Source organism: Schaalia sp. Marseille-Q2122 (genome assembly GCF_903645355.1).
Classification (GTDB): domain Bacteria; phylum Actinomycetota; class Actinomycetes; order Actinomycetales; family Actinomycetaceae; genus Pauljensenia.
On sequence record NZ_CAHJXR010000002.1, the window covers coordinates 326,788 to 346,411 of the forward strand.

Consider the following 19,624-nt stretch of genomic DNA (forward strand, 5'->3'; position numbering starts at 1 on the left):
GAGGGGACTAGACTGCTTGTGGTGCGGAATGTCCGCGCAGCTGTTTTCTGCTGAGAAAAGAGGTCCCTCGTCATGGAGTTCCTTACGAACAACCCCATGCTCATTGTTCTCCTTGGTCTGCTGGTTCTCATGATGATTATGAGTTCTCGTGGCCGCAAGAAGATGATGGAGCAACAGGCTGAACAGGAACGCATGCTCAATGAGAGCCTCGTGCCCGGTGTGTGGGTCAGGACCGGAATTGGTCTGTGGGCACGCTACGTTGATACCGACGGCGACATCGTGATCCTCGAAACAGCTGACGGTACTGAGATGTACTGGGAGCGTTCAGCGATTCGCGAAGTCGGCGAGCTGCCCTTCGCTCCAGAGATTGACGCTGCCGAAGCTGTCGACAGTGAGGACGAGGACGAGCGCGTGTTTGGCCTCGACTCTGATCCCACCGATACGGATCCTTCCGGTCAATCCAAGCTCTGATTCCTGCACCCCGTCACACAACATCATCTGAAGGTTTAGAACGTGTCGTCTAAGAAGCGCCGTCCCGTGCGTTCGCTCCTTGTGTTGCTCGTTGCCATCGTCGCCTCTATTGGCGCACTGGTTGCGGGTCATCAGACACAGGGAGCGTCCTACACCCCGCTACTCGCCCTTGACCTTGAGGGCGGTACGCAACTGATCCTCACCCCTGTATCCACGGCCGCAGACGACCGTGAAGTCACGGAGAAGGACATCGCAGAGGCCATTAACATCATTCGTCAGCGTGTTGATGCCTCTGGCGTTGCCGAAGCTGAAATCACCTCCCTGGGGACGAGCAATATCGTCGTCGCCCTGCCGGGTACTCCCTCGCAGGAGACCCTGGATCTGATTCGCTCCTCCTCGCAGATGGACTTCCGTCCGGTCCTCCAAGCTGGGCAGGCGGTGACCACCGCCGACGAGCAGGCGATGTCCTCCATCGGCGGACAGCAGCAGGGCGAGGCCGCTCAGTCGGGTGAAGTCGTTCAGTCTGGCGAACATGCTCAATCCGCTGAGGCCGCCCAATCTGCTGGCGATGCCGAACCTGTGACGCAGGCACAGTCCGCTGATGCTGCGCAGAGCGAACCTCAGCTGGTGCCGCTCGTCGCTTCTGAGGAAGAAGCGATGCAGATTGCCGACCACAACCGCGATGGCAAGCTCTCTGACGCCCCCGAAGGCCCGACCACCAACAACTCTGATCTCAAGTGGATCACCGAGCAGGCCATCTTCGACTACCTCACCCTCGATTGCACCTCCGCTGAGGCGCGCACGAAGCGTGCCGTGTCGGACCCGGCGAAGCCCTTTGTCACCTGCGACAGTGAAGGGTTTACGAAGTTCATTCTTGGACCCGTTGATGTTTCTGGCGACAAGCTGTCGAGTGCCGCTGCCGGCCTCATCTACAACAATCAAGGCCAGCCCACCGGCGAATGGGGCGTCAACCTCACCTTCGACTCCGAAGGGTCTGCCCTTTTCGCTGAGTCCTCCAAGCGCCTCTATGAGTTCCAGGAAGACCAAGAAGGTCCGCGCTACGGCGCCGGTGCTGCACGTAACCACTTCGCTTCGGTCTTGGATGGTCGCGTTATCACCGCTCCGGCAATGAACGCCATCATTCCCGATGGACACGCTCAGATCTCCGGTAATTTCACCGCCAACTCCGCCGCAGCCCTGGCTAACCAGCTGAACTTCGGCTCTCTGCCCCTCAACTTTGAGGTCCAGTCTGAACAGCAGATTTCCGCCACCCTTGGTGCGGAACACCTTGAGAAGGGCATTTGGGCTGGCCTCATCGGCCTGCTCCTCGTTGTCTTGTACATGGTGTGGCAATACCGTGGTCTGTCGCTCCTGTCGGCCACCTCACTGCTCGTCGCTGGCCTTCTCACCTACATGGTCATCACCCTCCTGTCCTGGCTGATCGGCTATCGCCTCTCCCTCTCGGGTGTTGCGGGCCTGATTGTCTCGGTGGGTGTCACAGCCGACTCCTTCATCGTCTACTTTGAACGTATCCGTGACGAGGTCCGCGATGGACGTCCTCTGACGGCCGCCGTGTCTGAAGGCTGGGAGCGCGCCAAGCGCACGATCCTTATCTCCGACGCCGTGAACCTTGTGGCAGCGGTGGTCCTCTACGTCCTGGCTGTCGGTGGCGTGCAGGGCTTCGCCTTCACCCTCGGCGTGACGACGATCGTTGACCTTGTGGTGATCTTCCTCTTCACCCACCCGATGATGGAGCTACTCGTGCGCATTCCCTTCTTCGGAAACGGGCACAAGCTTTCTGGCCTTGACCCAGAGCACCTGGGCGCCAAGAGCGGCATCACCTACGCGGGCCGCGGTCGCGTGACCGTACGCGAGCCCGTCCGTGATGCTGAAGGTAAGCGCCTGTCCCTGGCCGAACAGCGTCGTCAGGAGCGCCTTGCTGCTGAATCCGCCGTTGCAACTGTTGAAGAGGGTGAGAAGTGATGATGAGTTTCGCTCAGTGGGGCAACGCCCTCTACTCCGGTGAGAAGTCCTACAAGGTCGTCGGTCACCGCAAGCGCTTCGTCACGGCCACCCTCGTGGTCCTGGCCCTGTCTGCACTCATTGTCGGCATCTTCGGTCTGAACCGCTCCATCGAGTTCACGGGTGGCTCGCAGTTCACCGTTGTCGGCGTCTCTGAGAGCTCCGAGGCGATTGCCCGCGAGGTTGCCGCCGAACAGAAACTTCCCGGCGACATTCGCGTGACCTCCCTTGGCGTCGACTCAATGCGCGTCCAGGCCGAAACACTCGACCCCGACGCAGCCAGCGCGATGCGTGATGCCCTGGCACAGGCCTACGGCGTTGAGCCGACCAGCGTCCAGTACGAATCCATCGGCCCCTCTTGGGGTAAGGACGTCACCTACCAGGCGGCTTTGTCCCTCGTGATCTTCCTGGCCCTGGTCAGCGTCCTCATGACGGTCTACTTCCGCTCGTGGACGATGTCCCTGTCGGCGATGGTCGCCCTCCTTCACGACGTGTTCGTGACTGTGGCCTTCTTCGCCCTCGTGCGCGCCGAGGTGTCGCCTGCAACCGTCATCGGCTTCCTGACGATTCTCGGTTACTCGCTCTACGACACCGTCGTGGTCTTCGATAAGGTGCGTGAGCTGACCGCCGACGTGTGGGACCAGAAGCACTACACCTTCGGTGAGCGCGTGAACCTGGCCGTGAACCAGACCATGGTTCGTTCGATTAACACCTCGATCGTGGCCCTACTACCTGTTGGCGCGATCTTGTTCATCGGCTACTACCTGCTTGGTGCAGGTACGCTGATTGACATCTCCCTTGCCCTCTTTGTTGGCATGATCGCTGGTACGTACTCCTCGATCTTCATCGCCTCCACCCTGCTGGTGGCTTTGGAGGATCGTCGCGCGCGCACCCGCGAACACAACGCTCTTGTCGAGCGCACCCGTGAACGTCGTTCCGGCCGTGACTCCAAGGCTGAAGACCTCGCGGTCTCCTTCACCGAGGATGCCCCCGAAGGCGCCATCACAGCCGGTCAGCGTCTGTCGAACCGTGCTCAGCCCTCCCGAAAGAAGAAGAAGCGATGAGTACACTCAACCCCGAAATTGCCGAACTCGTCACCTGCAATCTTCGTGAGATCCCCGATTTCCCCGAAGAGGGCGTCCTCTTTCGAGACATTACGCCGCTGCTGGCTAATGGCCCAGCGTTCGGACGTCTGATCGAACTGCTGGCGGATCATTACCGCGGGCGCATTGACGCCGTAGCCGGCCTGGAGTCGCGTGGTTTCATCCTCGCCGCACCTCTGGCAACTGCCTTGGGCATTGGCATGGTGACCATCCGTAAGGCAGGCAAGCTGCCTGGACCTGTCATCGGTGTGGACTACGCCCTTGAGTATGGCACTGCCCGCATGGAACTGCGCCCCGATTCTGTCGAGGATGGCCAGCGAGTGCTCGTCGTGGACGACGTGCTTGCGACCGGCGGTACCGCTGCTGCTTCGGTGAAGCTGCTGCGCAACTGTGGCGCTGAGGTGGCGGGCGTTGCCGTGCTGCTGGAGCTCGTCGACCTCAACGGCCGTTCCCAGCTTGAAGGCATCGAGGTTGAGGCCGCTGTGCGCTTCTGAACGAGGTCTTGTCGATCGGCCATGACAGCGAGCTGATCTGGCACGACACGCGAGTGAGGGTGGATCTGGTGATCCACCCTCACTTTTTGCGTCTGTGACCAGGGCGAATACTGGTCCATCTGTGGGCAATGTCAGTCATTTAATCCTGTGGCGGTTATCATAGGAAAATGACTGAGCAACGCAACGAGACGACGCCCCGGAAAGCACCAGCCGCAGGTTCGCTGGTGCGCTCGGGCCTGGTGTGGTTTGGTGGCCGCACCCCACGAAACACAGCCTTCCCCGAAATTGAACCGCTGTTGCGAGCGCTCAAGGCCAATCACCCTAAGGCTGATGTCAGCGTCATCGAACGCGCCTACGCCACCGCGGAGCTCTATCACCGCGGTCAGATGCGCAAGTCCGGCGAGCCCTACATCACCCATCCGGTTGCCGTGGCCACGATCCTTGCCGAAATGGGTATGACGACGCCGACCCTCGTCGCTGCACTGCTGCACGACACGGTGGAGGATACGGACTACACCGTTGAGGAGCTGACCGCCGACTTTGGTGAAGCGATTGCTCAGATCGTTGATGGCGTCACCAAACTCGACAAGGTCCGCTACGGGGAGAACGCCCAGTCTGAAACGCTCCGTAAGATGATCGTCGCCATGAGCCGCGATATTCGCGTGCTCCTTATTAAGCTTGGCGACCGCCTGCACAATGCCCGCACGTGGCGCTTCGTGCCCAAGGAGTCTGCGCAGAGTAAGGCCCGTGAGACCTTGGAGATCTACGCGCCTTTGGCCCATCGCCTGGGTATGAACACCATCAAGTGGGAGCTGGAGGAGATCTCCTTCAAGACCCTCTATCCCGAGATCTACGAAGAGATTGACCGTCTCGTCCAAGAGCGCACGCCTGAACGTGAGACCTATTTGCGTGACGTCATTTCGCATATCGAGGACGACCTGCGTCGGGCTGGTATTCAGGGCACCGTGGGTGGCCGCCCGAAGAACCACTATTCGATCTACCAAAAGATGATCGTGCGCGGGAAGGCCTTCGATGAGATCTTCGACCTGGTTGCTGTGCGCGTTTTGGTGGAGTCGGTGAAGGACTGCTACGCGGTGCTTGGGTCTTTGCATGGTCATTGGAACCCCATTCCGGGGCGCTTCAAGGACTATATTGCGATGCCGAAGTTCAATCTTTACCAGTCGCTGCATACGACGGTGGTGGGCCCGGGCGGTAAGCCGGTGGAGATCCAGATCCGCACCTTTGAGATGCACGAGCGGGCTGAGAATGGTGTGGCGGCCCACTGGAAGTACAAGCAGAACCCGAATGCGACCGCTGCCTCGGGTGATGATTCGGACCGTATGAGTGCCGATGAGCAGATGAACTGGCTGCGTTCCCTGATTGAGATGGAACGCGAGACGGGTGATCCGGAGGAGTTTCTCGACTCCTTGCGTTATGAGATCGCCGGCGATGAGGTGTACGTCTTTACTCCCAAGGGCGAGGTCGTGGTCCTGCCCGCCAATGCGACGCCCGTCGACTTTGCCTACTCGGTGCACACCGAGGTCGGTCACCGCACCGTTGGGGCGCGTGTGAACGGACGCCTCGTTCCACTGGACACGCATCTTGAGTCTGGTGAGACCGTTGAGGTTGTCACCTCGAAGTCTGATAAGGCCGGGCCATCTCGCGACTGGTTGGCTTTCGTTGCTTCTCCTCGGGCGCGCTCGAAGATTAAGGCGTGGTTCTCCAAGGAACGCCGCGAGGAAGCGGTCGAGGCCGGTAAGGAACATATTGCTAAGGTCATGCGCAAGCAGAATCTGCCTCTGCAGCGCCTGATGAACCACGAGTCGATCCTGTCGGTAGCCAACGCCTTGGGCTATCCCGATGTGACGACCTTGTACGCGGCAGTGGGGGAGAACCACATTTCCGCACATAATGTCGTCAACAAGCTCGTGGAGAACCTCGGCGGCGGTGACGGCACGGAAGAAACGCTTTCCGAGGGCGTGACCCTGGGGGCACCTCGCGTGCAGAAGAGCACCCAGTCGGCGTCTGGCGTGACGGTGGCGGGAATGAGCTCGAATGATATTTGGGTGAAGCTCGCGCGTTGTTGTGCTCCGGTGCCTGGAGATCCGATCAGTGGTTTCATTACTCGTGGCCAGGGCGTGTCTGTCCACCATGAGGATTGCCAGAACGCGATGCGTTTGAGTGAGCTCAATCCCGAACGTTTCGTGGAGGTGTCCTGGAATGACGAGGGCGCTGGTGGGCAGTACCTCGTGCAGATTGAGACGCGAGCCTTGGACCGTGCGGGCCTGCTGTCGGATCTGACGCGTGTCTTGTCGGACTATAAGGTCAATATTTTGACGGCGTCAACGGTGACTTCTGCCGATCAGGTGGCGTGCGCGCGTTTCTCCTTCGAGCTGGCCGATATGAGCCACCTCAATGCGGTGCTGTCTGCGTTGCGGCGCGTTGATGGTGTCTTTGAGGCGACGCGTCGGACGGGGACGGAGAGGCGTGTACGCGGCCAGGTCCTTGACGACTAGGTTGGAAAGTCGGCCAAAAGTCCGTCTTTTATGCTGCGCGTGTACTTTGTGGCGGGAATGTTATACCGCTATTTGACGGTTGTGTCGTATTCGGAGACGAAAAGGCCATAGAATAGGAGTTGTGCCACACGGTGGCATGATTGTACTGTGCGTGTACTGGGCGCCCGCGCCTGCGTACCGACCAACGCGCTTGGGCGCTTCGCCGCCCTCGTCTCATGAAGGAACATCGTGACAACGACGCCTAACACTCCTGAAGAAACCACAACCGAAGCAACTGCTACCGCCTCAGTTCCAGCGACTCACGAGTTTGGTCGCATCGACGAAAATGGCAATGTCTACGTGCGTGACGGTCAGGAGGAACGCCTGATCGGCGGATACCCCGACGATGTTCCCGCAGACCCCTTCGCCATGTACGTGCGTCGTTTCGAGGACCTCCAGGCCACGGTGAAGCTCTTTGAGGATCGCCTCGCAACCCTGACTCCCAAGGATATTGACCAGACCCTGGCAACCATCCGCGAGGCCGTTCGTGAACCCGCTGCCCTGGGTGATCTTGATGGCCTGCGTGCCCGCGTTGAGGAGCTGGCTGCCCGCGCTGAGGAGCGTAAGGAAGCTGCCCGCGAGGAACGGAAGGCTGCGAAGGAAGCCGCTCTGGTTGCCCGCACTGCCGTGGTCGAGAAGGCCGAGGCCATTATTGCTCAGGCCCCTGAGCGCATCCATTGGAAGCAGTCGGGGCAGACCATGCGCGACCTGCTCGATGAGTGGAAGAGCCTGCAGCGCTCCGGCCCCCGCTTGGAGAAGGCTGTGGAGGATGAACTCTGGAAGCGTTTCTCCAGCGCCCGCACCCAGTTTGACCGTAACCGCCGCCAGTTCTTCGCTGCCTTGGATAAGGCTCAGGCTGAGGCTCGTTCCATTAAGGAAGCGATCATTGCTGAGGCTGAGGCTCTGCAGTCCTCCACCGATTGGGGGGCAACCACTGCCGCCTACCGTGGTCTGATGGACCGTTGGAAGGCCGCCCCGCGCACTACTCGCAAGGATGATGATGCCCTCTGGGCGCGTTTCCGCGCTGCTCAGCAGGTCTTCTTCGACGCTCGCCGTGCGAAGGATGAGGCGACCGACGAGGAATACCGCGCCAACCTTGAGGCGAAGGAAGCCCTGCTGGTTGAGGCTGAGGCTCTGCTGCCCGTCACTGATCTTGAGGCTGTCAAGCCCCTGCTCCACAATATCCAGGACCGTTGGGATGAGATTGGCTTCGTGCCTTCCGCTGAGCGTGGCCGCATTGAGGCCCGCATGCGCGCCGTTGAGGATGCTGTGCGTGAGGCGGAAGAGAAGGAATGGCAGCGTTCCAACCCGGAGACCCGCGCTCGCGCCGAAGGGATGCTCGGCCAGCTTGAGGATCAGCTCGCTCAGCTTGAGGCTGATCTGAAGGCCGCTGAAGAGGCTGGCAATGCCAAGCGCGCGAAGGACCTCGCTGAGGCTCTGGCCACCAAGAAGGCGTGGCTGGAACAGATTCGCTCGACGATGGCCTGATATGCGCCTGCACGTTATTCCGACGCCTTTTTACGCCGCGAATTGCGTGATTATCGTCCCGGACGGGTCAACGACCGCCTGTGTCGTTGACCCGTCTGCGGGCGTTATCGACACAATCACGCGGATCCTGGCAGATGAAGGCCGAAAAGTAGGGGCGGTTCTTTGTACCCACGGCCACGCTGACCACGTGTGGGAAGCGGCGGCTGCGGCCTCGCTCAACGAGGAGGGCACGCAAGTTCCGGTCTACATTCCTGGGCCTGACCGCTACCGTATGGATGACCCGCTGGCGCATACTCCAGCGCCGCCACAGGTGACGGCCATGCTGGGGCCGTGGCGTAAGCCCGAGGACCTGCGTGATTTCCCGGCCGGTTCCGTGGAGCTGATTGACGGTCTGTGGATGAAGATGGTTCCGGCTCCTGGTCACACCGAGGGCTCGGCGGTATTCATTGGACATTGTGATGTGACGGTAGTGGTTGATGGTGAGGAAGTGACCTCCTCGTCCACTCCGATTCCGTGGGCACTGTCCGGCGACGTTATTTTCGCTGGTTCGGTGGGGCGCACGGATCTGCCTGGCGGGAATGAAACGCAGATGCGTCACAGCCTGCGCACGATTTCGAATGCGTTGGACCCGCAGACCTTCATGATTCCTGGGCATGGGCCGGTGACGACTTTAGCGGATGAGATCGCGACGAACCCGTATCTGTCACGGGCGCGAAAGATTGGTTAGCCGCCACACTGACGTGGTCTGTCATTTGGGATTGTCTGGCGAGGGCGGGTAGGGGAACACCACAGTTGGCGTTTTCTCTGCCCGCCTTCTCGCATGTGAGAATAGAAGCATGGCACGTACATCTCTTTCTGGATTCCCTGAATGGCTGCCCGAGGGGCGCGTTATTGAACAATTTGTTCTTGATCATCTGCGTCGCGTATTCGAGTTGCATGGGTTTGCCGGCATTGAGACTCGCGCTGTGGAGACCCTGGAGCAGCTTGAATCCAAGGGCGAGACCTCCAAGGAGATCTACGTTCTGGATCGCCTCCAGGCCATGAAGGAGGCCGAAGCGGGGCGTCGCTCGTCGAAGGAGCGTCGCATGGGCTTGCACTTTGACCTGACGGTGCCTTTCGCCCGCTACGTCATTGAGAACGCTAATGAGCTGGACTTTCCTTTTAAGCGCTACCAGATCCAGAAGGTGTGGCGGGGTGAGCGCCCTCAGGATGGGCGTTTCCGTGAGTTCATGCAGGCCGATATTGACGTTGTCGGTATGGGTGAGCTGCCTTTCCATTACGAGGTTGAGCTGCCTCTGGTGATGGCTGAGGCTCTGTCGACGCTGCCGATTCCGCGTGTGACCGTGCTGGTGAATAACCGCAAGGTTGTCCAGGGCGTGTGCGAGGCGCTGGGCGTTAGCGACGTTGAGGCGGCGTTGCGTGGCCTCGATAAGCTCGACAAGATTGGCCCCGAGGGTGTCGCTGCCGAGCTGGCTGACAATGGCATGACCTTAGAGCAGACGCAGGTTCTGCTGGAGATGGCGCAGATTCGCTCTGCTTTGGCGGCGGAGATTCGCGAGGGCGTTGCCGCGCTGGGGTTGTCCTCGGAGCTCCTTGAGGAGGGCGTTGATCAGCTCTGCGCCCTGTTGGAGTCGGCTGAACTGCGCCTGCCGGGTGTAGTGGTCGCGGATCTGAAGATTGCGCGTGGTCTGGATTACTACACGGGTTCGGTGTACGAGACTGTGATGGAAGGCCATGAGGATCTGGGGTCGATCTGCTCGGGTGGCCGCTACGATTCGCTGGCGACGGATGGCAAGCGCACCTATCCGGGTGTGGGCCTCTCAATCGGCGTCTCCCGCCTGGTGTCGCGCCTGATTTCAGCTCCGGTGCTGCGCGCTTCGCGTAAGGTGCCCACCGCCGTCCTCGTGGCCGTGATTGACGAGGCTGACCGCCACCGTTCTGACGCTGTTGCTGCGGCTTTGCGGGCACGGGGGATTCCCTGTGACGTGGCGCCGTCTGCTGCGAAGTTCGGCAAGCAGATTAAGTTCGCTGATAAGCGTGGGATTCCCTTTGTGTGGTTCCCCGGGGCGCAGGGCGAGGCGGACACGGTGAAGGATATTCGCAGCGGTGAGCAGATTGATGCCCTCGCAAGTGAGTGGATGCCTTCGGTTGAGGATCTGCAGCCTCAAGTGGAGCTGTGCTGACTAGGGGTTCAGTGATGTGTGGAGTGTGGGAGCCGCAGTGCCGGCTCCCACACTTTTATGCTGATTGTCTGGGAAAGCTGGGAGTTATCCACAGATCATCCAAAGCTCGACGAAAAATGCGCGGTGTGCGCTAGCGTAAAAGCCATGTCGAACAATGTGGTGACACCCAACATCGGGTACTCCGGTCAGATGCTTCCTGTTAGGAGACGCGCAGGGTTGCGCGCCCTCGTGTCCGTCCTTCTAGTCGTTGTTTCGGGATGTTTCCTCGCGGCCTGCGACGGTGGCGGAGGGGCGCAGAGTTCACAAGTGCGGAACGTGTCGGGTGAGGGAGGGCAGAGTGCCGACATCGTCATGTCCGGGAGTTATGAGCTTGATGTGTCAACCGGAAAACTGTTGAATCCGGCAAGGAATTGGGGCATCGAGCGTCCCAGCGAGGTGCCCGGAATGGAAGAGAACAATGCCAGGGGTGCCCGCAGCGCTGCCGAGTATTTCATTCGGGTCCTCGACTACACATGGAACAGTGGCGATAGCTCCTTGCTCCGTGAAGTCTCACTGCCTGATTGTGTGTGGTGCCAGCACTATGCTCAGCTCACTGATGAGCGCACCGCAGCCGGAGGTTGGGTGTATAACGCGGATTTTACGATTGCGAGGTTAGAGGACGCATTTGAGATCGAAGGTCATCCGGGACTGTGGAATACAACTATCGACGTCTTTCAACATAAACGCTCCGTGTATGACGGAACTTCCGTAGAGGACGCGCCCGAGAGCAAAGCCGTGCTCTATATCCAGACACGATATGAGGGAGATCGATGGAAGGTATGGGCGGTTATCGCAGAACAGGTACAGCAATGAGCCGCAACGCTCGACCAAGGGGGTTAGTGTTATGCGCTCTTGTTTCATGCTTAGTCGGCTGGCCTCAGACAGCTTTTGCCTGTAGCACCAATGACTGTCTGGGCGCAGAACAAGTGCACAACAACGGCATCGCTGTCCAAAGAACGAGGACAGTACCCGCAGCTCTACCGCCTCCGGAAACCCCTATGGCAGAAGCCCCGCCCGCTGTTTCTGCGCAGACTTATCGGAGGCGCTGGCAAGACTTCCTTGGGTGCGCGTGGGTGGACTACGACGCCGGCCTCGTCGGACCGTGCGATACGCGCGACCCAGAGGAGCTGCGTAACGAGCAAGACCCGTTGACGCTGCTCTATTCTGCGCTGGATGTGGCGACCATTGATGGTGCGGGTCTGCGCATTCAACCGTGGATTCAAACCTTCGTTGGCGTACCAACCTTGGCCTACGCCACGCAGCCAATAGTCAATACCAGTGTCAACGTCTTGGGATTAGACGTTCCCGTGGAGTTCACCGCTCGGGAATACTCCTTTGACTTTGGCGACGGTTCGCAGCCTCTAGTGTCGAGCGAACCTGGTGCCCCGTACCCCGACATGACGAACTTCCACATCTACCAGGCACCGCAGGATTTCGCTACAGTCACGCTCACGACAACGTGGAGCGCGAAGGTGGTGCACCCAGAAACAGGGGATGCCATCTTCGTGACGGGTGCGCTCCAAACGACAGAGAGCGCCCACCCTCTTCCCGTTCGCAAAGCGAAGGGGTATTTGACGGATACGGCTGAGGAACTCAGGGGACGCTAAGAACGGACGAAGCGCTGAGCGCTCTCGTCTCTTGGGAGTTGCGTGACATCTGATGCTGTCATTTCCACAGCCGTCACGGTTTGCGTCACGTTGAGGTGTGCAGGGGGTGAGATTCCCTGACTTCGGCAAGGGCAGGGAGCGATGATAGGTCGTCATCTGTGGCCTGACCTGCTCTTATGCGCTAGCGTGTGGGTATGACGAATCGCACATATGACTTCCCGTGGCCTAATACACGCAGGCGTGGTCGAGCTTTGGCGGCGGCCATAATTGCAACGCTCCTTGGCTTGACAATGAGTGCCTGTACCTGGTCAACACCTACCACTCAAAGCTCAGCAGAGCCCGTTGCTCCGCAAAGCACTGCGGCTACGGCGGATGTGTCGCAGAGCGCGGATGCGACGATGTCCGGGCGTATTGACGTCGATCCAGCAACAGGTAAGCCCATGAACCCCAACCGCGATCGCAACTACGAGCCGCCTCGTGAGGTTGAGGGGATGAAGGACAATACCGCACAGGGCGCCAGCCGCTTCGCCGAATACTTTATCTATGTCACGGATTATGCCTGGAATACGGGTGATCCTGCATTGATTGGCGCAGTGAGCGCCGACGAATGCGAGTGGTGCAAGGAGACGTCCCGTCAGATCACGGAGATGAAGCACGCCGACGGCTGGGTAGACAACCTTTACAGTAAGGTGTTGCAAAGTGGCGACGCGATGGAGGCGACTGACCAGCCAGGTACGTGGGGTGTTCGACTGCATGTCAGGACGGAGCCGACCACTATCTATACCGGCAGTGAGCTGCATGATATCCCGAGCAGGGATGCGCTCTTTGACGTGCTGCTTCGCTGGAATGACGACACGTGGAAGGTCATCAAAGCAGGTTGGCCGAATGGAAACTAGACCTGTGAAGGGTGAGGGCGTTCTCAATTGGGAATACTGAGCGCCTTCGCCCCATACTCGGGCACACCCGAAGTCCTTCCCCCATCCGACCTGCGCACCCAGGGGACGCCAAGGCTTCTACTTAACTATCTCAACGTGGGAAGTGTAGGCTCACAGTGATGAGCACTTCACTTTCTGCCCTTCGTCACCTCCGTCAGGCTCTCGCGCAGGCGTCCTTCGCCATTGCGACCGAGGCCTCCGCGCAGGGGGCTGCAGCAGCTGCGCGCGCCTTACGCATCCTTGATGACCACGTCCTGCCTCGTCTTGAGGCGACCGATGCGCCCCTGCTATGCGTGATCGGGGGCTCGACGGGGTCGGGGAAGTCAACATTGCTTAACTCCCTGGTGGGTGAGAATCTCTCAACTTCTTCGGTCGTGCGCCCCACCACCCGCCACCCCGTCCTCGTCCATCGTCAGGAGGACGGGCAGTGGTTCATGGATTCGACGATCCTGCCCGCACTGCCGCGTATGGCGCGTAGTGGCCCTCCGCCCCTCACGAGGCGGGAACCCCCGCCCACCTTGAACTCCGTGAGAGCGCGGCGCTCCCTGTGGGGCTGGCGATGCTTGACGCGCCCGATGTGGACTCCGTCGTGGATGAAAACCGCGCACTCGCCCGGCAGATGCTTGATGCTGCCGACCTGTGGGTCTTTGTCACCACTGCCGCCCGCTATGCTGACGCCGTGCCGTGGTCAGTGCTCGCGCCCGCTGCTGCGCGCGGCGTCCTGGTCGCTATTGTGCTCAATCGCGTGCCACCCGGTGCTGGCGAGCAGGTCGCTGCTGACCTGGCGCGCCTCATGGGGGCGCAAGGCTTGGGCAGGGCGCCACTATTCGTCATCGAGGAACATGCCTTGGAGGACGCGCGCCTGAGCGACAGCGATATTGCCCCCGTGAGGGAGTGGTTGGAATCCCAGTCGGCTGATGCGCAGACCCGCGCGGAGGTCGCCCAACGTGCGGTGGCGGCATCGGTCGCTCAAGTTATCCACTCCGCGCAGGAAGTCCGGGCCGCACAGGAGGCCGAAGCGGCGCTGCGCGAGCGCAGCCGTCAGCTCGTCGATCATGCTGTTGACGCGGCGTTGCTGCGCCTGGCTGACTCCACAGCCGATGGGACGCTGTTGCGCGGCGAGGTCGTTGCCCGCTGGCAAGAGATCGTGGGAGCTGCAGACTTTACGCGCTCGCTGACGCGCACGGTGGCGACGGTCCGCGACCGTATCACCAGTTACCTGACGGGTAAGCCCGCCCCTGTCGCGCCGGTTGAGGACGCTTTGGAAGCGGGATTGAGCACTCTTATTGAAGATGAGCTCATGCGTTTGCGTGAGGATGCTGAAGGGGCCTGGAGGGCCGATCAGTGGCTGTCTCGTCTGCTTCCTGTGGCGGTTGCTGCGCCGAACGCTCGTGAGCTCGCTGTGGATGTCACCCACAGGTGGCAAGCTGAACTCCTGGAAATCGTTCGCACCCAGGGCGCTTCAAAGCGGACGGGGGCGCGGATCATGGCCATCGGCGTCAACGTTGTCGCTGTGGCGTTGATGATCGTCATTTTCGCCTCCACTGGTGGTATTACCGGCATGGAACTGGGCGTGGCGGGAGCGAGCGCAGCTGTCTCTCAAAAGCTTCTGGAGGCGATCTTTGGCGACCAGGCCGTGCGAACAATGACGAAGCGCGCTCAGGAGCTTTTGCGTGAGCATCTTGCCCAAGCGGCAGAGGCGATGGTCGCCGGACTGCGAGCCGCTTGTGAGGATAATGCTCCTGAGCTCGTGGCCGCAGATGGGGAAGGGCAGCCTGTGACGGTTGAGGATGCTCTCAAGGAGGTTATGCAATGACGAATGCCACCTCATCTCGACGTGCCTCTCACCCTGCTCACGCCCTCGATATGCCTGAGGGCGCGTTGCGCACGCGGGTGGCCTCGTTGAACGATCTTCTCTACGCCCTCGAAGAGGACCTATCCGCGCCTAGCTTGGCGGCGACGAAGGCCGTCATGGAACGGGTGGGAACGCGCGATAGTCTGGATCCTTTTAGCGTGATTGTTGCCCTCGTGGGAGCGACGGGCTCGGGCAAGTCGAGCATTTTTAATGCCGTTGCTGGCGCGCAGTTGGCCGCCACGGACGTTATTCGCCCCACCACGCGTCTGCCCCTGGCTGCCCTCGCTCCCGTTGACGAGGGTGAGGCGAACGCTTCGCTAGCGCGGGAAGGTGCGGGTATTGGCGCGCTGCTGGATTGGGCGGGGGTGACGCAGCGCGTGGAGATTCCCAAGCCTGGCCGTCTGCCGGCGGGAGTGTGCCTTATCGACGTGCCCGACATTGATTCGGTGGATCGGGCCAATGGGGAGTTGGCGCGGCGCCTCCACGAGCGGGTGGATATTGTCGTGTGGGTGGTGGATCCTCAAAAGTATGCTGACGCCATCATTCACAATGAGTGGATTGCGCCGATGGCAGCCCGCGTGCAATCGGTGATTGTTGCCTTGAACCAGGTGGACCGTTTGAGCGTCGAGGAACGTCAGACGGTGCGTGGCAGCCTCACCCGCCTGTTACATGAGGACGGCCTGGAAGATCCCGTCATCGTTGAGACCTCCGCAGTCACCGGCGAGGGGGTCGCAGCACTGCTCAGTGAGGTGGCGGCGAGCGCCCAGCGCGTGCGTGAAGATGCGGTGACGCTCCATGCTGACTTGGATGCGTTGAAGGCGCGTCTGCGGGCCGAACTTGATCTGGGGGTCGGCGCGCCCACTTCGCGGGGCGCGGTGGGCGCGTGGCAGCCTGAGCATCAGGGCGCGGATGTCCATAAGAGCCTGGGCAGGGCGCTGGCCGATTCAGCGGCAGTGGATAGCGTGGCTTCGGCGGTGCGTTCAGCCTACCGGCATCGCCAGGTGAAGACCTGCGGGTGGCTGCCTCTTCGCTGGCTGGGAAGCTTGCGTATTGATCCCTTGAAGCGCCTGCACCTGTCAGGGGATGGGCGCCAGTCGTCTTTGACTCACGTGGATTTGTCGCAGCTCATGGGCCCGTCGGGCGTGTCGGTGGCCTTGCGTCAGTCAGTGGAGGGTTTCGCTGCTGGGCGCCCTCAAGCGTGGGGGCAGCGTATCCGCCAGATTGCGCGTGATCGTGCGGAGAGTCTGACGGACGCTCTTCAACGAGGCATTGCCCGCACAGACCTGGGGATGGGGGTTGCGCCAAGTTGGTGGAAGGTGGCCGACCTCGTGCAGTGGCTGATGTGGCTCGTCGCGATTGTCGGCGGTGGCTGGTTGGGCGTCATTCACATGGTGAAGCACTTCCTGCTGGTTGACATTGGGGCGCCTCAGTGGGGAATCGTCCCTGTTCCAACGTGGCTGCTGATTGGCGGCATTGTTGCCTCCCTGCTTGTGGCGGTTGTTGCGGGTATTACAGGGCGTGTGGGCGCGCGTCGGCGTGCGGCTGTGGCTCGAGGGCGTTTACGCAGTGCGGTTTCTGAGGTTGCTGCCATTCATATTGGCGAGCCGCTCATGGCTGAGCATGAGCGTCAAGCTGCGGTTGTTGAAGCGTTGGTAGGGGAGTAGCCCGTCCAGGTAAGGTGGCTTTGCGTAGGGCAGGCCGGTTGGCTGTGGAATGAGGGTGCCGGATCGTGGCGAAGAAAAAGGCTGCCAAGCAGGGGCGTGCGGGTACTCCCGCCCTGCAGGTCCTTGACGCGCATGGCGTTGACTTTGAACTCATTGAGTATAAGCACTCGCGGGTGATGGAGAAGGGCTATGCGCTGGACACTGCGCGAGTCCTCGGCGTGAATCCGGAGTGCGTCTTGAAGACTCTCATGGTGGAAGCTGACGGGAAGCCTGCGGTGGGGGTGGTCCAGGCTGATCGTTTGTTGAACCTCAAGCAGATTGCACGCGCTTTGGGGGCAAAACATGCGCAGATGATGGATCCTGCGAAGGCCGAGCGCCTGACCGGGTACGTGACGGGCGGGATTTCTCCACTGGGGCAGCGCACTCTGCTGCCAACGGTCATTGATGCTGACGCTGAGCACGCTGATGAAGTCGTGGTTTCCGGCGGGAAACGCACCCTGTCGATTCGTCTGGCGCCGGCTGATCTGGCGGCACTGACGAAGGCGGTCTTCGCTCCTATTAGCGACCGCAGGCCGTGAGGGTACTGAGGGCCGGGGTGGATTCATTCCTGCCGCCTTGTTGGGGCAGATCGGAGCTCTAGGTTGTGAGTGTTGCCTTGAAAAGGACTTGAGCTGAACGCTGCCCTGGCGGTGCAAATGGCGACGCTGTTCGTTTTTGGCTGATTGAGTCCTATTCGGCGGTGGTACTGAACACCGTGTACACGCCGCTTGGGAGCACTTGGATGCGCAGCCGCTGGGCGTCGATACCCGCCCGTTCGTGCAGGCGCACGCCCTGCGCGATGGTGCGGTGTAGGACGGGGATGGGCCATCCCATGAGGCCGCAGAGGAATTCCTTTTGTGGCCGGTTGGCGTTCATATTGCTTGTCACCATCAGACCACCGGGCTTGAGTGCGCGCATACTGGCGCGTGTGAGGTCGACGTAGATGCTGTCGGGCAGGTATTCGCGCAGGCCTGAGTCTTCGACGACGTCGAGTGTACGGCCGTTGAGCACGTGATCGAGGTTGAGCAGTTTGCCGCGTGGGGTGAAGAGGTTGTGGCATTGGAGTTCGATGCGCTCTTCAAGCCCCATGCGGGCGGCGAGCTCTTCAGCGGCTTTGAGGGCAACGGGGTCTTGATCGAGGAGGATGAGGCGCGGGCATTGGCCGTAGGCCTTGTGGAGGCTGCGCATTGCTTCAAGGACGGGTAGCGCGGTGCCGCATCCGACGCTGAGCATCGTCATCGCATCCAAGCCCTGGCCGTCGTGGTGGCGTTGGCGCAGGTGGGCGGTGATGAGGTCGTTGACGGCCTCTTTGCGTTCTCGAATACCGAGGCTGTCGCTGCAGTAGCGGACGATGTGGCGAAAACCTTCGGTAATGGGTGCGTCGAGGAAAGCTTGGGCGTCGCTGAGGTGGCGCGGAACAGTGGCGTTGCTGGTGGTTGGCGTGGAGGTTGGTGTGCTGGGGGAGAGCAATGTTGCGACGCTCATCCCAGTCATGTTCCCTGCGGCTGTGAAGGGAGCGTGGAGGTTAGCGCCGGTGAGTGGGCCGCCCATGCCCGCGTGTTGGCCGGGGCCGGGGGCGCCTTCGGCCTCGCAGTGAAGGTCATGCGCTGCCGCTATGGTCAGAAGGGCGAGGGCCCGCCCGCATTGCCCAAGCCAAGGTGTGGCGGCAATGTCGGTGTAGAGGATGCGGTTGCGTTCAGCGTCAAGCTGGGTTTTGAGGGCGCGGCGGCTGCGGCGGATGAAGGCGAGCTTGGCAAGGGTGCGTGAGAGGCGTGGGCGTTCACTCGTGCGATGGATGAGGGCCCATAGTGGGTTTCGCTGGAGGATGGAGGCGCGTGCATTCAGGAAGCTGCGGCCACGTTCAGCGAGGTCAACGTAGACTGCGGTGATGGCCTCTGGGGATGCGTAGGCATGGTCGAGGGTGACGGCAGCGATTGTCACGTCGAGGCCCTGCTGGCGTGCGTCTTCAATCTCGGCCAGTAGGCGTTGGGAGCTTGCGGCATCGCAAGCTGCGAGGCGCAATTCGGCAACTGTGGTGGTCATGGATGGCGTCCCTTGCCTGAAGTGGAGGGAAGTTGGTGAGGAGAGTTCCCGCTTCACCACAAAAGAGTACTTTATCCTTCAGGCGTTTTTGCTGAGGTTTGATAAGTGAGACACGCAGAATCGAGGAGGCGCATCCGTGGCGACTTGGCTTGCGGAAGGCATGCGCGGGATCGCCTGTGACAGGGCGAAGGCTGCTTTTGCTCCCCCGACGGTGTGCGCGGGATAATAGCGGGGCGTCCGGGGAGATGGATAGCCGGGTCATCTGGGTATCTGGGTATCTGGGTAACTGGGTATCTGGGGGAGGGGAGTGAGATGAGTCTTTTCGATGAACTGCCGAGGGAGCAGGGTGCGGTGCAGGCGGATCCTGCTTCTTCCTCCCTCTGGTCGGGAAGTCCTGCCCAGAGGCGCCGCGTTTCTGCTCCTCGTTCTCGGAGGGCATCTCAGCGCAGGAGCCGGTACATTCCGAGCGCTGATCAGCTGATGGCTCGCGAGTTTGTGGCTGTCGATTTCGAGACGGCGAATCGGCAAGGCGGTGTGTCCGCCTGCCAGATTGCGCTGGTGAAGGTGCGTCATGGCCGCGTTGTCGATCGCTTCGTGAGTTACCTTCTACCGCCCGAAGGCTTCCAACGCTTTGAATTCACCTACCTTCATGGGATTTCTTTTGCGGATGTTCAGCGTGCGCCATCGTGGGAGGGCGTCGGCGCAGTGGTGGGTACCTTCATCGGTGCGCTGCCGGTGTATGCACACAATGCGGCTTTTGATGCCCGAGTGTGGAAGGACCTGGATGAGTACTACCAGGTGAGTACCTTTCCTCAGACGTTCTTCTGTAGCTACCGCCTTGCAGCCCGTGTGATGCCGGGTCTAGTGAACCATAAGCTGCCAACTGTCGCCCGCGCGTGCGTGCCAGAGTACCACCTGAATCATCACCGGGCTGACTCCGACGCTGAGGCCTGCGCTTTGATTGTTGCCTCGCTTCAACGCCCTGAGGTCGCTGCTCAGCTGTTCTAGGGCTGGGTGGGAAGGAGTCGGGTTCAGCGCTCCCATCGCTTCGGCGAGCACGTGTGAGCATGCGTATTGCGCTCGAATGGGCTCATGATGGGGTCTGTTTCGTGGCGTCTGCATGCTT

Annotated in this window: 16 protein-coding genes and 1 pseudogene; 16 read left to right on the plus strand and 1 reads right to left on the minus strand. The window is 60.8% G+C overall.

Annotated features, from left to right (window positions below):
- The first annotated feature begins 72 nt into the window (after nt 1–72).
- The 15 genes and pseudogenes from yajC (at nt 73) to ybaK (ending at nt 16,994) form a co-directional block, all read left to right on the plus strand.
- Nucleotides 73–471, plus strand: a complete 399-nt coding sequence (yajC, locus tag HWX48_RS02410) for a preprotein translocase subunit YajC (RefSeq protein ID WP_175954248.1) — start codon at nt 73–75, stop codon at nt 469–471.
- A 42-nt stretch (nt 472–513) separates the two neighbouring features.
- A complete protein-coding gene (gene secD / locus HWX48_RS02415; RefSeq protein WP_175954250.1) occupies nt 514–2,454 on the plus strand; it encodes a protein translocase subunit SecD in 1,941 nt (646 codons plus the stop codon).
- A complete protein-coding gene (gene secF, locus HWX48_RS02420) occupies nt 2,454–3,557 on the plus strand; it encodes a protein translocase subunit SecF (protein WP_175954252.1) in 1,104 nt (367 codons plus the stop codon). The genes secD and secF overlap by 1 nt, the downstream gene beginning before the upstream one ends.
- Nucleotides 3,554–4,090 carry an adenine phosphoribosyltransferase gene (locus tag HWX48_RS02425; RefSeq protein ID WP_175954254.1) on the plus strand — a complete coding sequence of 179 codons (537 nt, stop codon included), beginning with the start codon at nt 3,554–3,556 and terminating at the stop codon, nt 4,088–4,090. Before secF ends, HWX48_RS02425 begins: the two co-directional genes overlap by 4 nt.
- Before the next feature lie 167 nt (nt 4,091–4,257).
- A complete protein-coding gene (locus HWX48_RS02430) occupies nt 4,258–6,606 on the plus strand; it encodes a bifunctional (p)ppGpp synthetase/guanosine-3',5'-bis(diphosphate) 3'-pyrophosphohydrolase (protein WP_175954256.1) in 2,349 nt (782 codons plus the stop codon).
- Between the two features lie 228 nt (nt 6,607–6,834).
- Entirely contained in the window at nt 6,835–8,133 is a 1,299-nt protein-coding gene (locus HWX48_RS02435) for a DUF349 domain-containing protein (RefSeq protein ID WP_175954258.1), read from the plus strand.
- Between the two features lies 1 nt (nt 8,134).
- Nucleotides 8,135–8,860, plus strand: coding sequence for an MBL fold metallo-hydrolase (locus HWX48_RS02440; protein ID WP_175954260.1), 726 nt, complete (start codon nt 8,135–8,137; stop codon nt 8,858–8,860).
- Between the two features lie 109 nt (nt 8,861–8,969).
- Nucleotides 8,970–10,316: a histidine--tRNA ligase gene (hisS, locus tag HWX48_RS02445; protein ID WP_175954262.1), complete on the plus strand. Its 1,347-nt coding sequence runs from the start codon at nt 8,970–8,972 to the stop codon at nt 10,314–10,316.
- A gap of 315 nt (nt 10,317–10,631) precedes the next feature.
- Nucleotides 10,632–11,168, plus strand: a complete 537-nt coding sequence (locus HWX48_RS02450; protein ID WP_175954264.1) for a DUF6318 family protein — start codon at nt 10,632–10,634, stop codon at nt 11,166–11,168.
- A 185-nt stretch (nt 11,169–11,353) separates the two neighbouring features.
- Nucleotides 11,354–11,962 (plus strand): hypothetical protein, encoded by a 609-nt coding sequence (locus HWX48_RS02455; RefSeq protein ID WP_175954266.1) that lies wholly within the window; start codon nt 11,354–11,356, stop codon nt 11,960–11,962.
- 290 nt (nt 11,963–12,252) lie between these two features.
- Nucleotides 12,253–12,858 carry a DUF6318 family protein gene (locus HWX48_RS02460; protein ID WP_175954268.1) on the plus strand — a complete coding sequence of 202 codons (606 nt, stop codon included), beginning with the start codon at nt 12,253–12,255 and terminating at the stop codon, nt 12,856–12,858.
- A gap of 158 nt (nt 12,859–13,016) precedes the next feature.
- A pseudogene (locus HWX48_RS11380) lies at nt 13,017–13,313 on the plus strand (dynamin family protein); the annotation flags it as partial.
- Between the two features lie 143 nt (nt 13,314–13,456).
- Nucleotides 13,457–14,713, plus strand: a complete 1,257-nt coding sequence (locus tag HWX48_RS11170) for a GTPase (protein ID WP_254872920.1) — start codon at nt 13,457–13,459, stop codon at nt 14,711–14,713.
- Entirely contained in the window at nt 14,710–16,416 is a 1,707-nt protein-coding gene (locus HWX48_RS02470; protein ID WP_175954272.1) for a GTPase, read from the plus strand. The genes HWX48_RS11170 and HWX48_RS02470 overlap by 4 nt, the downstream gene beginning before the upstream one ends.
- A gap of 65 nt (nt 16,417–16,481) precedes the next feature.
- The gene (gene ybaK, locus HWX48_RS02475) at nt 16,482–16,994 is read left to right on the plus strand and encodes a Cys-tRNA(Pro) deacylase (RefSeq protein ID WP_175954274.1); all 513 of its coding nucleotides are present in this window, start codon (nt 16,482–16,484) and stop codon (nt 16,992–16,994) included.
- 151 nt (nt 16,995–17,145) lie between these two features.
- Here the strand turns inward: ybaK and HWX48_RS02480 are convergent, their stop codons facing one another.
- Complete coding sequence (locus HWX48_RS02480; protein WP_175954275.1) at nt 17,146–18,498, minus strand: class I SAM-dependent methyltransferase family protein; 1,353 nt, start codon at nt 18,496–18,498, stop codon at nt 17,146–17,148.
- 312 nt (nt 18,499–18,810) lie between these two features.
- Between HWX48_RS02480 and HWX48_RS02485 the strand changes: the two genes are divergently transcribed.
- Nucleotides 18,811–19,506 (plus strand): exonuclease domain-containing protein, encoded by a 696-nt coding sequence (locus HWX48_RS02485; RefSeq protein ID WP_175954277.1) that lies wholly within the window; start codon nt 18,811–18,813, stop codon nt 19,504–19,506.
- Nucleotides 19,507–19,624: the final 118 nt, after the last annotated feature.

Coding starts and splice junctions, on each gene's coding strand:
- yajC (WP_175954248.1), top strand. CDS start 73: ATGGAGTTCCTTACGAACAACCCCATGCTCATTGTTCTCCTTGGTCTG.
- secF (WP_175954252.1), top strand. CDS start 2,454: ATGATGAGTTTCGCTCAGTGGGGCAACGCCCTCTACTCCGGTGAGAAG.
- HWX48_RS02425 (WP_175954254.1), top strand. CDS start 3,554: ATGAGTACACTCAACCCCGAAATTGCCGAACTCGTCACCTGCAATCTT.
- HWX48_RS02430 (WP_175954256.1), top strand. CDS start 4,258: ATGACTGAGCAACGCAACGAGACGACGCCCCGGAAAGCACCAGCCGCA.
- HWX48_RS02440 (WP_175954260.1), top strand. CDS start 8,135: ATGCGCCTGCACGTTATTCCGACGCCTTTTTACGCCGCGAATTGCGTG.
- hisS (WP_175954262.1), top strand. CDS start 8,970: ATGGCACGTACATCTCTTTCTGGATTCCCTGAATGGCTGCCCGAGGGG.
- HWX48_RS02455 (WP_175954266.1), top strand. CDS start 11,354: ATGGCAGAAGCCCCGCCCGCTGTTTCTGCGCAGACTTATCGGAGGCGC.
- HWX48_RS02460 (WP_175954268.1), top strand. CDS start 12,253: ATGAGTGCCTGTACCTGGTCAACACCTACCACTCAAAGCTCAGCAGAG.
- HWX48_RS11170 (WP_254872920.1), top strand. CDS start 13,457: ATGCTTGACGCGCCCGATGTGGACTCCGTCGTGGATGAAAACCGCGCA.
- HWX48_RS02470 (WP_175954272.1), top strand. CDS start 14,710: ATGACGAATGCCACCTCATCTCGACGTGCCTCTCACCCTGCTCACGCC.
- HWX48_RS02480 (WP_175954275.1), bottom strand. CDS start 18,498: ATGACCACCACAGTTGCCGAATTGCGCCTCGCAGCTTGCGATGCCGCA.
- HWX48_RS02485 (WP_175954277.1), top strand. CDS start 18,811: ATGAGTCTTTTCGATGAACTGCCGAGGGAGCAGGGTGCGGTGCAGGCG.